Annotated in this window: 14 protein-coding genes and 1 tRNA gene; 13 read left to right on the top strand and 2 right to left on the bottom strand. The window is 71.3% G+C overall.

Annotation, left to right across the window (positions count from 1 at the left end):
* Position 1: 1 nt before the first annotated feature.
* Genes ACN20J_RS41900 through ACN20J_RS41850 form a run of 11 tightly spaced genes read left to right on the top strand, consistent with a single transcriptional unit; the run spans position 2 to position 11,583 of the window.
* On the top strand, positions 2-1,243 hold the full coding sequence (locus ACN20J_RS41900; protein WP_419667997.1) for a glycosyltransferase: 1,242 nt from the start codon (positions 2-4) through the stop codon (positions 1,241-1,243).
* On the top strand, positions 1,240-2,490 hold the full coding sequence (locus ACN20J_RS41895) for a methyltransferase domain-containing protein (protein ID WP_419667996.1): 1,251 nt from the start codon (positions 1,240-1,242) through the stop codon (positions 2,488-2,490). Before ACN20J_RS41900 ends, ACN20J_RS41895 begins: the two co-directional genes overlap by 4 nt.
* Entirely contained in the window at positions 2,487-3,281 is a 795-nt protein-coding gene (locus tag ACN20J_RS41890; RefSeq protein ID WP_055615355.1) for a hypothetical protein, read from the top strand. Before ACN20J_RS41895 ends, ACN20J_RS41890 begins: the two co-directional genes overlap by 4 nt.
* Positions 3,278-3,925 carry a PIG-L deacetylase family protein gene (locus ACN20J_RS41885; RefSeq protein WP_189839506.1) on the top strand — a complete coding sequence of 216 codons (648 nt, stop codon included), beginning with the start codon at positions 3,278-3,280 and terminating at the stop codon, positions 3,923-3,925. The genes ACN20J_RS41890 and ACN20J_RS41885 overlap by 4 nt, the downstream gene beginning before the upstream one ends.
* A 3-nt stretch (positions 3,926-3,928) precedes the next feature.
* Positions 3,929-4,954: an NAD-dependent epimerase/dehydratase family protein gene (locus ACN20J_RS41880; protein WP_419667995.1), complete on the top strand. Its 1,026-nt coding sequence runs from the start codon at positions 3,929-3,931 to the stop codon at positions 4,952-4,954.
* Positions 4,951-6,249: a DUF4910 domain-containing protein gene (locus ACN20J_RS41875; protein WP_419667994.1), complete on the top strand. Its 1,299-nt coding sequence runs from the start codon at positions 4,951-4,953 to the stop codon at positions 6,247-6,249. The genes ACN20J_RS41880 and ACN20J_RS41875 overlap by 4 nt, the downstream gene beginning before the upstream one ends.
* A gap of 5 nt (positions 6,250-6,254) precedes the next feature.
* Positions 6,255-7,529, top strand: coding sequence for a hypothetical protein (locus ACN20J_RS41870; RefSeq protein WP_419667993.1), 1,275 nt, complete (start codon positions 6,255-6,257; stop codon positions 7,527-7,529).
* Entirely contained in the window at positions 7,526-8,473 is a 948-nt protein-coding gene (locus ACN20J_RS41865) for a glycosyltransferase family 2 protein (protein ID WP_419667992.1), read from the top strand. The genes ACN20J_RS41870 and ACN20J_RS41865 overlap by 4 nt, the downstream gene beginning before the upstream one ends.
* Positions 8,470-9,702 carry a polysaccharide pyruvyl transferase family protein gene (locus tag ACN20J_RS41860; RefSeq protein WP_419667991.1) on the top strand — a complete coding sequence of 411 codons (1,233 nt, stop codon included), beginning with the start codon at positions 8,470-8,472 and terminating at the stop codon, positions 9,700-9,702. Before ACN20J_RS41865 ends, ACN20J_RS41860 begins: the two co-directional genes overlap by 4 nt.
* Positions 9,699-10,250, top strand: a complete 552-nt coding sequence (gene rfbC / locus ACN20J_RS41855; RefSeq protein ID WP_361891155.1) for a dTDP-4-dehydrorhamnose 3,5-epimerase — start codon at positions 9,699-9,701, stop codon at positions 10,248-10,250. The genes ACN20J_RS41860 and rfbC overlap by 4 nt, the downstream gene beginning before the upstream one ends.
* 7 nt (positions 10,251-10,257) lie before the next feature.
* Positions 10,258-11,583 carry a glutamate-1-semialdehyde 2,1-aminomutase gene (locus ACN20J_RS41850; RefSeq protein WP_419667990.1) on the top strand — a complete coding sequence of 442 codons (1,326 nt, stop codon included), beginning with the start codon at positions 10,258-10,260 and terminating at the stop codon, positions 11,581-11,583.
* A gap of 36 nt (positions 11,584-11,619) precedes the next feature.
* Here ACN20J_RS41850 and ACN20J_RS41845 read toward each other — a convergent pair whose 3' ends face one another.
* Positions 11,620-12,306 carry a phosphatase PAP2 family protein gene (locus ACN20J_RS41845; RefSeq protein ID WP_419667989.1) on the bottom strand — a complete coding sequence of 229 codons (687 nt, stop codon included), beginning with the start codon at positions 12,304-12,306 and terminating at the stop codon, positions 11,620-11,622.
* Between the two features lie 758 nt (positions 12,307-13,064).
* Here ACN20J_RS41845 and ACN20J_RS41840 point away from each other — a divergent pair.
* The gene (locus tag ACN20J_RS41840) at positions 13,065-13,781 is read left to right on the top strand and encodes a methyltransferase domain-containing protein (protein ID WP_419667988.1); all 717 of its coding nucleotides are present in this window, start codon (positions 13,065-13,067) and stop codon (positions 13,779-13,781) included.
* A gap of 59 nt (positions 13,782-13,840) precedes the next feature.
* Here ACN20J_RS41840 and ACN20J_RS41835 read toward each other — a convergent pair.
* Positions 13,841-13,914 (bottom strand) — tRNA-Pro (locus ACN20J_RS41835).
* 157 nt (positions 13,915-14,071) lie between these two features.
* On the opposite strand from ACN20J_RS41835, the gene ACN20J_RS41830 reads away from it, so the two are divergent.
* Complete coding sequence (locus ACN20J_RS41830; RefSeq protein ID WP_419667987.1) at positions 14,072-14,776, top strand: transketolase; 705 nt, start codon at positions 14,072-14,074, stop codon at positions 14,774-14,776.
* The last annotated feature ends 43 nt before the right edge of the window (positions 14,777-14,819 follow it).

Below are 14,819 nucleotides of genomic sequence, written 5' to 3'. Positions count from 1 at the left end.
CATGCACGTCCTCGTGGTGCACAACCGCTACGCCTCGGCACAGCCGAGTGGGGAGAACAAGGTCGTCGACCAGGAGGTCGCGCTGCTGCGCGAGGCCGGCCACCGGGTCGAGGTGTTCGAGCGGCGCAGCGACGACATCGCCGCCCGGTCCCTCCTTTCCAAGGCCGCGCTGCCGCTCCTCGTACCGTGGAACCCGGCGGTCCGATCGGAGCTCGCCGCCCGGCTGCGCGCCGAACGGCCGGACGTGGTGCACGTTCACAACGTCTTCCCGCTCCTGTCGCCCGCGGTCCTCGCCGCCTGCGCCGACGCCGACGTGCCCGCCGTCGCCACACTGCACAACTACACCCAGGTCTGCCCACCCGGCACGCTGCAACGCGACGGCCGGCCGTGCACCGAGTGCGTCGGCTCCGCACCACTGCCCGCCGTCCGGCACGGCTGCTACCGGGGCTCCCGCCTCGCGACGGTGCCGCTCGCGGTCAGCCTGTCGGTCAACCGGCGGCGGTGGTGGTCCGGCGTGGAGCGGTTCCTCTGCATCTCCGCGGCGCAGCGTGACGTCCTGGTGCGGTCCGGCATGCCGGCCGAGCGGCTGGCGGTGAAGCACAACTTCGTGCCGGAGCCGGGCAGTTGCCGAACCGGTGACGGCGAGCACGTGCTCTACCTCGGGCGGCTCGCGGAGGCCAAAGGCGTGCGGCTGCTCATGACCGCGTGGGACGAGATCGCGGCGAGCGGCGGTGTGGGCGTACCGCTCGTGATCGCCGGCACCGGGCCGCTGGAGCCGGAGGTGACCGCCTGGGCCGCGGGCCGGGACGACGTGCGATACGTCGGCCTGTACGACACGGAGCAGTGCCGACAGGCCATCGCGCGGTCGGTCGCCGTGGTGGCTCCCTCGACGTGGCTGGAGGCGTTCGGCCTGGTGGTCGTGGAGGCGATGGCGGCCGGGGTCCCGACCGTCGCCGCCGGTCACGGCGCCTTCGTCGAACTCGTCGAGGACGGGGTGACCGGGCTGCTGCACCGGCCGGGCGAGCCCGCCTCGCTCGCGTCCCGCATACGCCGGATCGCGGCCGAGCCGGCCCGCAACCGGGAGATGGGCCAGGCGGCCCGGCGCCGCTACGAGAAGGGCTTCAGCCCGGCCGTCGGCCTGGAGCGCCTGGTGGAGGAGTACCGCACCGCGATCGCGGGTCGGTCAGCACTGGCTCGCGGCGGGGACACGCGCGCGAGCAGGGGGGATGGGGACAGCAGATGACACGATGCCGACTCTGCGGCTCGGAAGCGATGGCGAGCGTCGTCGACCTTGGGGCGACGCCGCCGTGTGAGAGCTTTCTCGCCGCGGACCAACTGGACCGGCCGGAGCCGGCGTACCCGCTGCACCTGCGGGTCTGCACCAACTGCTGGCTGGCGCAGATCCCGCCGCTGATCACGCCGGAGGAGACGTTCAGCGAGTACGCGTACTTCTCCTCCTTCTCGACCTCCTGGGTGGAGCACGCGCGCACGTACGTCGACGGCGCCGTACAGCGGCTGGACCTCGGCGCCGACGCCTTCGTGGTCGAAGTCGCCAGCAACGACGGCTACCTGCTACGGCATGTGGTGGACCGGGGGATCCGCTGTCTCGGCATCGAGCCGTCGGTGAACGTCGGCGCCGCGGCGCGCGAGGCGGGTGTGCCCACACTGACGGAGTTCCTGGACCCGGCCACCGGCACCGACGTCCGCGCCGAGCACGGCCCGGCGAACCTGGTCGTGGCCAACAACGTGTACGCGCACATCCCCGACGTGGTCGGCTTCACCCAGGGGTTGCGCGCCCTGGTCGCCGACGACGGCTGGGTCTCCATCGAGGTGCAGCACCTGCTGACCCTGATCGAGGAGAACCAGTACGACACGATCTACCACGAGCACTTCCAGTACTACACGGTCGCGTCCGCGATCCGAGCCCTCGCGAGCGGCGGACTCACGCTCGTGGACGTCGAGTTGCTGCCCACACACGGCGGCTCCATCCGGCTGTGGGCCCGGCCTGCCGAGGTGGCCGGCGAGCCGACGCAGCGGGTGGCCGACGTGCTGGACCGGGAGAAGGCCGCCGGCTTGCAGGAGCTGTCCGGGTACGCCGAGTTCTCCGCCCGGGTGGCCAAGGTGCGCCGGGACCTCCTGCGGTTCCTCATCGAGGTCGCCGAGCGCGGCGAGACGGTCGTCGGCTACGGCGCCCCGGGCAAGGGCAACACCCTCCTCAACCACTGCGGCATCCGGCCCGACCTGCTCGCGTACACGGTCGACCGCAATCCGTACAAGCACGGCAGGTTCACCCCGGGCACCCGCATCCCGATCCTGCCGCCCGATCAGATAGCCGCCGACAAGCCGGACTACGTCCTCGTCCTCCCGTGGAACCTGCGGGCCGAACTGGTCGAGCAGTTGTCGTTCGTGCACGAGTGGGGCGGCCAGCTGGTGTTTCCGATCCCCGAACTGAGCATTGTCGAGGGCGTCTTGAAGGAGGTCACCGCATGAAGGTCGTCCTGTTCTGCGGCGGTTACGGGATGCGCATGCGCAACGGAACCTCCGACGACGTGCCCAAGCCGATGGCGATGGTCGGCCCGCGACCGCTGATCTGGCATGTCATGCGCTACTACGCGCACTTCGGGCACACGGAGTTCATCCTGTGCCTCGGGTACGGGGCCCACCACATCAAGGACTTCTTCCTCAACTACGAGGAGACGACGTCCAACGACTTCGTACTGCGGGGCGGGAAGACCGAGCTGCTGTCCACCGACATCTCGGACTGGACGATCACGTTCGCGCAGACCGGCATCGAGTCGCCGATCGGGGAGCGGCTGCGCCGGGTGCGGCACCACCTGGACGGCGACGAGATGTTCCTCGCCAACTACGCCGACGTACTCACCGACGCTCCGCTCCCGGAGATGATCGACCGGTTCACGCCGCGCGACGCCGGTGCGTCGATGATGGTGGTGCCGCCGCAGTCCTCGTTCCACTGCGTGGAGCTGGGTGAGGACGGCCTGGTGGGGGGCATCACCGCGGTGAGCGAACTCCCGCTGTGGGAGAACGGTGGCTACTTCGTGCTCCGCCAGGAGATCTTCGACCACATACCGGAGAACGGTGACCTGGTCGCCGACGGATGCGCCCAGCTCGCCAAGCGCGGCCGGTTGGTGGCGCACCAGCACTACGGCTTCTGGAAGCCGACCGACACCGTGAAGGAGCGGGCCGCGCTCGACGACTCCTACGCCCGGGGCGACCGCCCGTGGGCCGTGTGGGAGCGGGACCGTGCCGGAGTCAGAGCGTGATCCGGCTCGGGGCCGGCCCCCTGGAGCGGATCGTCGCGGTGGGCGCGCACTGCGACGACATCGCCATCGGCGCCGGCGGCACGCTGCTGACGCTGTGCCTCGCGCAGCCTGGTGTACGTGTCGACGCGCTGGTGCTCTCCGGCGGTGGCGGCGAGCGGGAGCAGGAGGAGCAGGCCGCGCTCGGCGCCTTCTGCCCGGGCGCCGACCTGCGGCTGACCGTGCTCAAGCTGCCGGACGGCCGACTGCCGACGCACTGGGAAGAGGCCAAGGCCGCAATCGAGGAGCTGCGCGAGCGGACCGAGCCGGATCTCGTGCTTGCCCCGCGTACCCACGACGCGCACCAGGATCACCGCGGCCTGGCGAAGCTGATACCCACCGCGTTCCGCGACCACCTGGTCCTCGGCTACGAGATCGTCAAGTGGGACGGCGATCTCGGACGTCCGACGGCGTACCAGCCGCTGTCGCCGGAGATCGCCGAACAGAAGGTGCGGCTGCTGCAGGAGCACTACCCCTCGCAACGGCACCGGCCCTGGTTCGACCGGGAGGCCTTCCTCGGTCTCGCACGGATCCGCGGCATCGAATGCCACGCGCGCTACGCCGAGGCGTTCGCCGTCAGCAAACTCACTCTCGACCTGGGGGAATGAACAGTGCGCGTACTACTGACCGGACATCAGGGCTACCTGGGCACCGTGATGGCCCCGGTTCTCGCGGCCGCCGGGCACGAGGTCGTCGGCCTCGACGCCGGCCTGTTCGCCGACTGCGTGCTGGGCGAGCCGCCCGCGGACCCGCAGGGGCATCGGGTGGACCTGCGCGATGTCACGGCCGAACACGTGGCCGGGGTGGACGCCGTGATCCACCTGGCCGCGCTCTCCAACGACCCGCTGGGATCGCTGGCGCCGGACCTCACCTACGACATCAACCACCACGCCTCCGTACGGCTGGCCCGGCTGGCCCGCGACGCCGGAGTGCGGCGCTTCCTGTACGCGTCGACGTGCTCGGTCTACGGCGCCTCGGGCGGCGACGACCTGGTGGCCGAGGACGCCCCGCTGCGCCCGGTGACGCCGTACGCGGAGTCCAAGGTGCGGGTGGAGGACGACCTGCACGCGCTGGCCGACGGCGACTTCAGCCCGGTGTGCATGCGCAACGCCACCGCCTTCGGCTACTCGCCCCGGCTGCGCGCCGACATCGTGCTGAACAACCTGGTGGGGCATGCGCTGCTGTCCGGCGAGGTGTTGGTGCTCTCCGACGGCACCCCCTGGCGCCCACTGGTGCACGCCGCCGACATCGCACGGGCCTTCGCAGCCGCGCTGACCGCGCCGCGGGAAGCGGTGCACGACCGGGCGTTCAACATCGGCAGCGAGACCAACAACGTCACGGTCGCCGAGATCGCCGAGCAGGTCGCCGAGGCGGTGTCCGGCGCGAAGGTGGTGATCACCGGGGAGAACGGCGCCGATCCGCGGTCGTACCGGGTGGACTTCTCCCGGTTCCGCGCCGCGATCCCGGGCTTCGACTGCGAGTGGACGGTGAAGCAGGGCGCACTCGAACTCGCCGACGCCTACCGGAAGTTCGGGCTGACCCGGGAGGACTTCGAGCGACGCTTCACCCGCCTTGCCGTGCTGCGCGCGGCGTCCGAGTCCGGTGCCGTCGACGACACCCTGCGGTGGCGCCGATGACCGCGGTCGGCGAGCAGACGACGACCGGGGCCGGCGAGGAGATGCACGCGCTGGTGGAGCGGCTGTACCCGCTGTGCCGGAGCATCACCGGCGACGGTGTGCGCGCCACCCTGGAGATCGTGGGCGAGTACGTCCCCCTCCAGGTGCACGAGGTCCCGACCGGGACGCAGGTGCTCGACTGGACGGTGCCACAGGAGTGGAACATCCGGGACGCGTACGTTGCCGACAGCTCCGGCCACCGGGTCGTCGACTTCGCCGCGTCCAGCCTGCACGTGCTCGGCTACAGCGTGCCGGTGTCGCGGACCATGCCACTCGCCGAGCTGCGCGCGCACCTGCACACCCTGCCGGACCACCCGAACTGGGTGCCGTACCGCACCAGTTACTACAAGCCGGAGTGGGGCTTCTGCCTGGCCCAGGAGACCCTGGACGCGATGCCGGACGGCGAGTACGAGGTGCGCGTCGACTCCACCCTCGCGGACGGCCACCTCACCTACGCCGAGCACGTGGTCCCCGGACAGGTCCAGGACGAGGTGATCGTCTCCTGCCACGTCTGCCACCCGTCACTGGCCAACGACAACCTGGCCGGCATCGCGGTGGCGACGTTCCTGGCCCGCGCGCTGGCACAGCAGACGCCGTACTACACCTACCGGTTCATCTACGCGCCCGGCACCATCGGGGCGATCACCTGGCTGGCCCGCAACGCGGAGCGGGTGGAACGGGTCAAGCACGGGCTCGTGCTGGCCTGCGCAGGCGACCCGGGCCAACTGACGTACAAGCAGAGCAGGCGCGGCGACGCGGAGATCGACCGGGTGATGCGGCATGTGCTGGCCGCCTCCGAACGCCCGCACCGCGTCAACGAGTTCACTCCGTACGGCTACGACGAGCGGCAGTACTGCTCGCCCGGGTTCGATCTGGGCGTGGGCTCGCTCAGCCGGACCCCGTACGCCGGCTACCCCGAGTACCACACCTCGGCGGACAACCCGGACTTCGTCTCCCCGGACGCGATGGAGGACACGCTCACCGTCTGCCGCGAGGCGTTCGCCGTCCTCGACGGCAACCGGCGGTACGTCAACCTCAGCCCCTACGGCGAACCGCAGCTGGGCCGACGGGGGTTGTACGACTCTCTCGGCGGCCGCAGCGACGCGAAGCAGGCCGAGATGGCCATGCTCTGGGTGCTCAGTCTCTCCGACGGCGAGCACGGTCTGCTGGACGTCGCAGAACGGTCCGGGCTGCCGTTCGACACCGTCGCCGCCGCGGCCGATGCCCTGCACGGCGCCGGGCTGATCAAGGCGTGACGCCGATGGCCACCGAGGGAGGGAAGCGGACCGCCAAGCGGGCCATCGTCGGCCGGCTGTCCTGGGGACTGGCCGACCAGGCGGCCTCCAGCATGACCAACTTCGCGGTGGGGCTCTACGTGGCACGCTCGCTGGGGCTGGCCGCGTTCGGCGTGTTCAGCCTGGCCTGGCTGACCTACGGCGTGGTGCTCAACGTCTCCCGCGGCCTGGCCACCGACCCGCTCGTGGTGCGCTTCAGCGGCGTACCGACCGCGTCCTGGCGCTCGGCGGCGGCCCGGTCGTCGGGTGCCGCCCTCGGCATCGGTACCGCCCTCGGCGCCGCGTGTCTGCTGGTCGGGCTGGGCCTGGGCGGCCGTGTGGGGCCCGCCTTCGTCTGCCTCGGCGTCGTGCTGCCTGCGCTGTTGCTGCAGGACGCCTGGCGGTTCGCGTTCTTCGCGGCCGGCGCCGGGCAGAAGGCGTTCGCCAACGACCTCGTGTGGGGCGTCGCGCTCGTCCCGGCCATGGTGGTGGCGGCCCGCGTGGGCAGCGTGGCCGCTTTCGTGCTCGCCTGGGGCGCGTCCGCCACGGTGGCCGCGGTGTACGGCTGCCTCCAGTCGGGCATCCGCCCCCGGACGACCGGGGCGCGCGGGTGGCTTCGCGAGCAGCGCGATCTCGGCTACCGGTACCTGGTCGAGAACGTCAGCCTCAGCGGCGCGAGCCAGCTGAGGGCGTACGGGCTCGGCGCCATCGTCGGGGTCGGCGCGGTCGGCGCGGTCCGGGGCGCCGAGCTCCTGCTGGGCCCGTTCCTCGCCCTGCTGATGGGGCTGTCGCTGGTCACCGTCGCCGAGGCGGCACGGGTGCTGCGGCAGGCCCCGCATCAACTGAACAGATTCTGCCTCCACCTTGGCGGCGGGCAGGCCGTCGCCGCGCTGCTCTGGGGCGCGGCTCTGCTGCTGATGCCGGACCGGATCGGCGAGTTCGTGCTCGGTGGCGTCTGGAGCTCTGCCTCCGAACTCATCGTCCCGGCGACGCTCGGCGTCGCGGGGGCCGGCCTCGGCAGCGGCGCGGCGGCCGGGCTGCGCGCACTCGCCGCGGCCCGGCGCAGCCTGCGCAGCCAGCTGTTCGCCTCCGCCTGTTACGTCATCGGCGGGCTCGGCGGGGCGGCCGTGGCCGGCACGGTCGGCTCGGCCTGGGGCGTAGCCGCCGCGACGTCGATCAGCTCGGCCGTGTGGTGGCTGCAGCTGCGGTCCGCTCTGCGCGAGCGCCACCACAACCCCATTCCCGAAGTGAGGACGCCATGACCGCGCAACCCAGGCTGAGCATCGGCCTGCCCGTGTACAACGGCGAGGAGTACCTGGCCGAGGCGCTCGACGCCCTGCTCGGCCAGACCTACGAGGACTTCGAGCTGGTCATCTCCGACAACGCCTCGACCGACGGGACCCGGGACATCTGCGACCGGTACGCCGCGAAGGACTCGCGCATCCGGTACATCCGCCTGACCCGGAACATCGGCGCCGCACCGAACCACAACTACGTGTTCACGGAGTGCCGCGGCGAACTATTCAAGTGGGCCTCGCACGACGACCTCTACGCCCGCGACCTGCTGCGGCGCTGCGTGGAGGCGCTGGACGAGCGGCCGGACGTGGTCCTTGCGCACTCCGGCCAGGCGGTCATCGACGGCGAGGGCCAGGTGAAGGTCCCGTACGAGTACGGGCTGGCCACCGACTCGCCACACGCGCCGGAACGCTTCCGCAGTCTGCTGTTCGAGCCCGGTGGCGACGACTTCTACGGTGTGATGCGGGCCGACGTGCTGCGCCGGGTGAAGCCGCACGACAGCTACCACCACGCGGATCGCACGTTCGTCGCCGAGATCACCCTGCACGGGCCGTTCCACCAGGTGCCGGAGCTGCTGTACTTCCGCCGCGACCACCCCACCCGCGCCGAGCGGGCGAACCCTTCCAAACGCTCCCGGTGCGTCAACCTGGACCCGCGCCGGGCCGGTGCGCTGCACCCGACGCCCCGGCTGCTCGCCGAGTACGTCTGGGGCTTCGTCTCGGCGATCCGGCGGGCGCCGCTGTCCGCGGCCGACCGGCGCGCGTGCCACCGCCACCTGGCCGCATGGATGACCAGCCGGGTCCGGCCGGGTGCCGGCGAGCGGGTCGAGGACCGTACCCCGGTCGACCCGGGCCGGCTCACCGTCTCGGTCGACGCCCTCGTCGCCGGACGTGAGGGGCGGCAGGCATGACACCCGCGGACCAAACCCCGGTGCGCGTCGGGGTGTTCGGCCTGCTCGGCTCCGGCAATCTCGGCAACGACGGGTCACTGGAGGCCGTGCTCGGCTACCTCCGCGCCGAGCACCCGGATGCGGTCGTGGACGCGTTGTGCGGCGGACCCGAGGTCGTCACGTCCCGGTACGGCATCCCCGCGACGCGGCTGCACTGGTACCGCGGGGAGTACCAGACCGCGTCGCGGGCGGGCGCGATCGCGGGCAAGGGCCTGGGCAAACTCGTCGACGCCGTCCGTACCGCTGCCTGGGTGCGCCGGCACGACGTGGTGATCGTGCCGGGCATGGGCGTCCTGGAGGCCACGCTGCCGCTGCGGCCGTGGGGCTTCCCGTACTCGTTGTTCCTGCTCTGCGCGAGCGGCCGACTGTTCGGCACCCGCGTCGCGCTGGTCGGCGTCGGGGCCGCCGCGATCGGCAACCGGCCGACCCGGGCCCTGGTGCGCTGGTCGGCGCGGCTGGCCGGCTACCGGTCGTACCGGGACGCCCTGTCCCGCGACGCGATGCGGGCGATGGGCGTGGACACCGCACGTGACAAGGTCTACCCGGACCTCGCCTTCGCCCTGCCGACGCCGCCGGCGAGCGCGCCCTCGGGGCCGCCGGGCCCGGTCTGCGTCGGTGTCATGGACTTCCACGGCGGCAACGACGACCGCGCACAGGCCGAGGAGATCCACCGGCGCTACCTCGACGGGACAACTCGCTTCGTCCGCGCGCTGGTCGAGGACGGCAGGCCGGTCCGGCTGCTCACCGGCGACGAGTGCGACCGGCCGGTGGTCGCCGCGATCCTCGACGCGGTGGACTCGCCGCTGGTCACCGCCGCCGAGGCGACCTCGCTCGCCGACCTGATGAAGGAGACGGCGGCTGCCGACACCGTGGTGGCCACCCGGTACCACAACCTGGTCTGCGCGCTGAAGGTCGGCACGCCGACGCTCGCACTCAGCTATGCGGCGAAGAGCGACGCCCTCATGGACCGGATGGGCCTTGCCGCGTACTGCCACCCGGCTCGCGAGGTCGACGCCGGTCAACTCCTGGAGCAGTTCCGGGCGTTGGAGAAACGATCGGCGGAGCTGCGGCGGACCCTCGCCGAGCGGAACCTGACCGCCGCCCGGCAACTCGAGGACCAGTTCACCGCCTTGACCGCGGCCCTGTTCCCGGCGGCCGACCACGCCCACGCCTTGAGGGAGGCCAAATGAAGGCGACCGAAGTCCCGGCGATCGACGGCGCGTACCTGTTCGAGCCGACGCCGTACTCCGACGAGCGCGGCTTCTTCTGCCGCACCTTCGACGCCGACGTGGTCCGCTCGGTGGGCCTCGACCCGGACGCCTTCGTCCAGGACAGCCTGTCCCGCTCGGTCCGGGGCGTGCTGCGCGGCCTGCACCTGCGCTCCGGCGCGGGCGAGGCCAAGCTGGTGCGCTGCTCGTACGGACGGATCTTCGACGTCGTCGTCGACCTGCGGACGGACTCACCGACGTACCGCAACGTGGCGACCTTCGAGCTGTCCGGCGAGACGCAGGCGACGCTCTACATACCGGCGGGCTGCGCCCACGGATTCCAGGCCCTGACCGGGACCGCCGACACCTCGTACCGGATCGACCGCCCGCACGATCCGGCCGAGGACGTGACGATCGCCTTCGACGACCCGGAGCTCGCCGTCCCCTGGCCGCTCCCACCCGCCTCGATGTCCCAGCGGGACCGGGAGGCGCCGAGCCTCGCCGAGGTCCTGAAGCAGAGAGAGAGCTGAAGTCACCGTGGACACCGAAGAGTTCGGCCTTCCCCGATCGCGGGCGGCGAACGAGCGGCTGCACGCCCTGATCCCCGGCGGCGCGCACACCTACGCCAAGGGCGACGACCAGTACCCCGAGGGCCTGGCCCCGGTCATCAGCCACGGCCGCGGTGCCCATGTGTGGGACGTCGACGGCAACCGCTACATCGAGTACGGCTCCGGCCTGCGCTCGGTCAGCCTCGGCCACGCCCACCCACGCGTGACCGAGGCGGTGCGACGGGAACTCGACCGCGGCAGCAACTTCGTCCGGCCGTCCATCGTGGAGGTCGAGGCGGCGGAACGCTTCCTGGCCACCGTGCCGACCGCCGAGATGGTGAAGTTCGCGAAGAACGGCTCCGACGCCACCACCGCCGCGGTGCGCCTCGCCCGCGCCGCCACCGGGCGCCCGCGGGTGGCCCTCTGCGCCGACCATCCGTTCTTCTCCACCGACGACTGGTTCATCGGCACCACGCCGATGTCCGCCGGCATTCCGGCGGCGACCAACGAGCTGACCGTGGCATTCCCCTACGGGGACCTGGCCGCCACGGAGGAGCTGCTCACCCGGTACCGGGACGAGGTCGCCTGCCTGATCCTCGAACCCGCTACCCACACCGAGCCGCCGCCCGGATACCTGGCCGGCCTGCGCGAGCTGGCCGACCGGCACGGCTGTGTACTGATCTTCGACGAGATGATCACCGGCCTCCGCTGGTCCGAGGCGGGCGCCCAGGGCCTGTACGGCGTCGTCCCCGACCTCTCCACTTTCGGAAAGGCGCTGGGCAACGGGTTCGCCGTCTCCGCACTGGCCGGGCGCCGCGATCTGATGGAGCTGGGCGGACTGCGCCACTCCGGCGAACGGGTGTTCCTGCTGTCCACCACGCACGGTGCGGAGACGCACTCGCTCGCCGCCGCGATGGCCGTGCAGACCACCTACGTCGAGGAGGGCATCACCGCGCGGCTGCACACCCTCGGCGAGCGGCTGGCCGCCGGTGTCCGCGACGCGGCGGACAGCATGGGCGTCGGCGACCACGTCGTCGTCCGGGGCCGGGCCAGCAACCTGGTCTTCGCCACCCTCGACGAGAACCGGCAGCCGTCGCAGCAGTACCGCACCCTGTTCCTGCGCCGGCTCCTCGCGGGCGGCGTACTGGCCCCGTCGTTCGTGGTGAGCAGCGCGCTCGGCGACGTCGACATCGATCACACCGTCGACGTGGTGGCCCAGGCATGCGCGGTGTACCGGAAGGCACTGGACGCCGCTGACCCCACCCCCTGGCTGGCCGGACGACCGGTGAAGCCCGTGTTCCGCCGCTTGGCGTGACGGCCGGGACATGACGTGACGTGACGTGACGTGACGTCAGCGGCGGTCCCGCCGACCGGCGTCGGCCACCCGGTCGGCTGTCCGGTCGGCTGTCCGGTCGACCAGCCACGCGGTCGCCGGTGTCACTGCCAGCGCGGTGCACCAGCCGCCGAGGACATCGGTCGGGTAGTGCGCGCCCAGGGCGACCTGCGCCCAGCCCATGGCGGCGCCGGCGACCAGCGCCGCTGCGAGTACGAGCAACGCGCCGGCCCTCCTGCCGAGGCCCAGCCGACCGGTCGCGAGCAGCGCCACCACGAGGGCGAGCGCGGTGAGGAAGGCGGTGTGCCCGCTCGGATAGGACAGGTTGTCGTCGCCGTGGATGGTGCGGCCCACCAGGGACTTGAGCAATGTCGTCGTCGCCACGGTCGTGCCGGCACCGGCAACGACGAGCACCGCCGCGCGAGGACGCCGCTGCAGCAGGCAGCCCGTCACGGCGGCCACGACCAGCACCGCCGCTCCGGCGGGCTCCCCCAGGAAGTCCGTGGCCAGAGCGACGTTCCGCCACGGCGGCCGCACGCTGTCCGCCGTCGGCTGGATGACCCATCTGTCCACTGTGCCGGGTTCACTGTGGCCGGCATACAGGACCCCGAGCACGACGACCACCAGCGCGGAGAGGATCGCGGTCAGCCCGAGCCACATGCGCAGCAAAGGGGGCAGCACGGCGGTCTCCGACCGGCCGGTCACGCGTCCACCGCGTCCGGTCGGCCTGCGGTGCTTTGCCGTGATCGGCAGATGGTGCTCCGGACCCTGACTTCTTGGGGCGGGGCGAGGATGCGGCTCGTCGTCCGCCCCGTGGCCGGCCATGAATCAGCGGCTTCCTGTCTCCCCTGCTCCAAGCCCTCTTGAAGACTGCCGGGCCTGCTTTCGGCGACCTGCTTGTCCGCCATGCACAGGAGTGGTTCATGTCCCGTCAGTACCTCGGCTCCCGCGGACAGGTCGGAAGGGCACAGGTCGGAAACGGCATCGTCGCGGCCACCAGGGGCCCAGCGGCCGCCCACCTGGTGGTCCGGGCGCGCGCCGCTTGCGTCGCGTTTCGGGCACTGCTCGCCGACGGCCTCTGCAACCCCCGCGGATGGCCGCACTTCATCACCGAACTCGACCGCGCTACGCCCCGAACTGGGCCGGGCCGACTTCCGGGCCCGCTCCGACTTGGCGATCCAACGCCACTGACGCCGGTCGACGTGTTCTTCCGCTTCCGCTGACGCCAACTCCCCGCCCACAGTCCCCCATTTCTCCGCTTGCCACCCTAACCGCGGAAGAAGAGGGGCTCCGGGGAAGTCGCGCGACTGCGCGAGGAGGCCGAGATGCGAAGTTCGCCGTCCCACTGCGCGTCCGCGTCCGAGATCCTATGCTTTGGGCACCTAAGGCGGAAAGAGGGGGGATGCCTGGTGAGCCCAGCAGTGCGGGGAACGTCAGCATTGAAGTCGGGGGTCAAGCGGCTCTTGGGACGTACGGGATTCGACATCGTGCGCACCAACAACAACCGGGGTGGAGTGGACGACTTCATCCCCTTCGAGGCAACGATGCGGGCCGCACGGGCGGCCGGCCTGTCGGTCGGTGACTACATAGACGAGGTCATGAACGGGACGCCTGGCGCCACCCAGTTCACCATCGACGAACTACGCACTCTCGGCGTCTTCACCGCCAACCCGGACACGGTGCTGGAGATAGGCCCCGGGTCCGGACGGTACCTGGAGAAGACGCTGAAGGAGTGTTCACCAGGCCGCTACGAGATCTACGAGACGGCAGCGCCCTGGTCCGACCACCTGGTGGACACATTCGGCGTGGTCGCCCAGCCGACCGCGGGATGCAGTCTCGCTTCGACACCCGACGACAGCGTCGACCTCGTTCAGGCCCACAAGGTCTTCAACACCGTGACCTTCCTCTACGCCTCCCGCTACTTCTTCGAGATGGCACGGGTCACGCGACCCGGTGGTCGGATCGTCTTCGACGTGATGACGGAGACCTGCCTGGACCCGGCCACGGTGCGCGCCTGGGCGACGAAGGGCGGCGCCGGGCACGGCTCCTACCCGGCCGCCATGCCTCGCCAGACGTGCGTGGACCTCTTCGCGACCCTCGGCTGCAGCCTGGAGGCCGGCTTCCTGGCACCCATGGGCGTCGCCTCCACCGAGGTGCTTGTCTTCGGAAAGAGGGCTTGACCCTTATGCATACGAAAAGGGTCTTCGCAGGCTCTCGCCTGCGAAGACCCTTCGCTCTGTCGGGACGACAGGATTTGAACCTGCGACCCCTTGACCCCCAGTCAAGTGCGCTACCAAGCTGCGCCACGTCCCGTTGCCCGTTGTGACCTGGGGTTTCCCCTGGTTGAACGCGCACGGAAACAATACCGCACTCGGGTCGGTGGTCGCGCACTCCTTTTGTCCCGGTGATCACCTTGACCCGGCGGTCACCGCTTGACCTCAACCTCGCTTGAGGTTGCACGATCGTCCGTATGACGACGACAACGCTGAAGCGCGACTACGGGTATGCGGACCTGCCGGGCCTGATGGGGCTCATGAGCGGGGACGAGAAGCACGGACCGGCGGCGACGTCCACGCTCGACGCGCTGTGGGTGCTCTACGACCGGGTACTGCGGGTGACGCCGGAGCGGGCCGACGCTCCGGAACGGGACCGGTTCCTGCTGTCGAAGGGGCACGGGCCGATGGCCTACTACGCGGTGCTCGCCGCCAAGGGCTTCGTGCCGGTCGACTGGCTGCCGGGCTTCGGCTCGTACGACTCGCCGCTCGGCCACCATCCGGACCGCGTGCTCGTCCCGGGTGCCGAGATCGGCAGCGGTTCGCTCGGGCACGGGCTGCCGATCGCGGTCGGTACGGCGCTGGGTCTGCGCGCCCAAGGACTGGGCGACCCCCGCGTGTGGGTGCTGGTCGGGGACGCCGAACTGGACGAGGGCAGCAACCACGAGGCCATCGCGTACGCCGGTCCGGCCGGACTCGACCAGCTGCACACCGTCGTGATCGACAACTCCTCCGCCAGTTACGCGCTCCCCGGCGGGATCGCCGCGCGCTTCGAGGCCGCGGGCTGGTCCGCCGAGACCGTCGACGGACGGGACCACGACGCCCTGTACGCCGCCTTCACCGCCCCTCACCCGGGACAGCCGCGCGTGGTCGTCGCCCGAGTGGAACCGAAGACCGCCTGAGCCGGTCGCCCCCGCCCGCACATCAACTCTTCAGCACACCCGC

Origin of the sequence: Streptomyces sp. 2-1, assembly GCF_048564895.1 — a bacterium.
In the GTDB taxonomy this organism is placed as follows: domain Bacteria; phylum Actinomycetota; class Actinomycetes; order Streptomycetales; family Streptomycetaceae; genus Streptomyces; species Streptomyces phaeochromogenes.
This window is presented reverse-complemented; position numbering and strand designations above follow the sequence as displayed.